The organism is Phenylobacterium sp., from assembly GCF_030645195.1.
Lineage (GTDB): Bacteria > Pseudomonadota > Alphaproteobacteria > Caulobacterales > Caulobacteraceae > Phenylobacterium.
Genome location: NZ_JAUSLW010000033.1, coordinates 1 through 2,071 on the forward strand (window position 1 = coordinate 1; position 2,071 = coordinate 2,071).

Consider the following 2,071-nt stretch of genomic DNA (forward strand, 5'->3'; position numbering starts at 1 on the left):
GGCGAGACCGAGGACCAGCTCTTCGTCTGGATGCCCCACCGCCGCGTGCTGTTCCCCGGCGACAACATCTACAAGGCCTTCCCCAACCTCTACACGATCCGCGGCACCAGCTACCGCGACCCGGTCCAGTGGGTGGCCTCACTGGACCGCATGCGCGCCCTGCACGCCGATGTGCTGGTCCCCTCCCACACCCGGCCCATCTTGGGCGCGCAGGCCATCGCCGCGACCCTCACCGACTACCGCGACGCCATTTCCTTCACCCACGACCAGACGGTCCGCTGGATGAACCAGGGCCTGACGCCGGACGAGATCGTCGAGAGGGTGAAGCTGCCGGCCCGGCTGGCCGCCAATCCCTTCCTCTTCGAGCACTACGGCACGGTGGAGTGGTCGGTGCGCTCGATCTTCGCCGGATACATGGGCTGGTTCAGCGGCGACGCCGCCGAACTGTCCAGGGACGCGCCGGACCTGCGCGCCCGGGAGATCACCGACCTGGCCGGCGGTCCCGCAGCCGCGCTCGCCAAGGCCGACGCCGCCTACACGGCCGGAAAGTGGAAGTGGTCGGCGGAGCTGGCCGCCTATGTCGGCCGCGCCGACCCGGCTCTGAAGCCCCAGGCCGACGCGCTGGAGGCCAGGTCCCTGCGCCAGCTCGGTTTCGACAGCGTCTCCCCCAACGGCCGCAACTACTACCTGGAGCAGGCCGCCGAGCTGTCGGGCAAGGCTCCGAACTGGAAGACCATCGTCGGCGCCCGCCAGGGCGGGGCCCAGGCCCAGGGCCTGCCGGCCAGCGCCATCGTCGCCACCTTCCCGGTCCGCCTCAACGCCGAGAAAGCCGCTCAGACCAACGCCAGCCTGGCCCTGAAGCTGGGAGCGGACGGCGACTGGACCATCAAGGTTCGGACCGGCGTCGCCGAGACCGCCCAGGGGGCCGCTCCGGACGCCGCCGTGGTGCTGGCGGGCTCCAAGGCCGACCTGGTGGCGGCCATGGCCTCGCCGAGCGCGATGCAAGCCGCGCTCGCCTCGGGCAAGCTCAAGCTGGACAAGGGCTCCCCCGCCGACCTCGCGGCCTTCCTGGACCTGTTCCGGGGGTGAAGGCTACTTCGCCGGCACGTAGGTCCAGTGCTCGCGCCGCACCTGGCCGGCGACCGTCCCCTCGATCCCCGCGCAGAGGTTCTCGCCGCAGCGGCGGTACATGACCCGCCGCGGGAAGTCGTGGGCCAGGTTCTCGAACACCGCGCTGCCCGGGTCGCTGGGGACGGCCACGAAGGGGATCGGGGGCTGGCCGTCCACATAGGCGGTGAAGGTCAGGCCCGCCGGTCCGAGCGTGATGGTCATGAACTCGCTGCGGGCCGGCTTGCCCGGCGCATTGACCTGGCCCGCCCCGGTCAGGGTCCCGCCCTCGGGCGCCAGCCAGGTCTCCCGCGTGACGACGCCGTCGGCCTCGTGGCGCCAGGACCCGGCCATCCAGGTGAGGTCGGCGGGCGCGGCGATGACCGCCGCGGCGAGCAGGGCCAGGATCATGTCGTCTCTCCCTTTTTCCGCAGGGCCCGGAAGAAGCCCTTCAGCATGTCCGAGCTCTCGTCGGCCAGCACCCCGCCGGTCACGGTGGGCCGCCAGTGGCAGGTGGGCAGCTCGAAGAACCTAGGCCCATGCACCACCGCCCCGCCCTTGGGATCCTGCGCGCCGAACACCACCCGGCCTATGCGGGCATGGCTGATGGCCCCCGCGCACATGGCGCAGGGCTCCAGCGTCACCACCAGGGTGAGTCCCGTGAGCCGGTAGTTGCCGAGCTTCCGGGCGGCCTCCCGCAGGGCCACGATCTCGGCGTGGGCCGTGGGATCGTGCGCGCCGATGGGCCCATTGGCGCCCACGGCGATCACCTCGCCGGTAGCCGGATGGACCACCACGGCGCCCACCGGGGTCTCGCCACGGTCGGCTGCGGCTTGCGCGGCTTCGAGCGCGATGCGCATGGTGCGAAAATCATGGTCCACGATCCCCAAGACACCCAGGACGACCCCCAAGGTCAAGGCGGCGAACGCATCGCCAAGGCCATGGCGCGGGCCGGCGTCGCCTC

3 protein-coding genes are annotated in these 2,071 nt (G+C 71.8%); 1 reads left to right on the forward strand and 2 read right to left on the reverse strand.

Annotation, left to right across the window (positions count from 1 at the left end; all coding sequences use genetic code 11):
* On the forward strand, positions 1-1,089 hold a 1,089-nt coding region (locus Q7T09_RS03045; protein WP_304697513.1), incomplete at its 5' end, for an alkyl sulfatase dimerization domain-containing protein.
* A 3-nt stretch (positions 1,090-1,092) separates the two neighbouring features.
* Here the strand turns inward: Q7T09_RS03045 and Q7T09_RS03050 are convergent.
* Together Q7T09_RS03050 and tadA are read right to left on the reverse strand one after the other, a co-directional pair.
* Positions 1,093-1,518: a DUF6265 family protein gene (locus Q7T09_RS03050; RefSeq protein ID WP_304697515.1), complete on the reverse strand. Its 426-nt coding sequence runs from the start codon at positions 1,516-1,518 to the stop codon at positions 1,093-1,095.
* On the reverse strand, positions 1,515-1,967 hold the full coding sequence (tadA, locus tag Q7T09_RS03055; RefSeq protein ID WP_304697516.1) for a tRNA adenosine(34) deaminase TadA: 453 nt from the start codon (positions 1,965-1,967) through the stop codon (positions 1,515-1,517). Before tadA ends, Q7T09_RS03050 begins: the two co-directional genes overlap by 4 nt.
* Between the last annotated feature and the right edge of the window lie 104 nt (positions 1,968-2,071).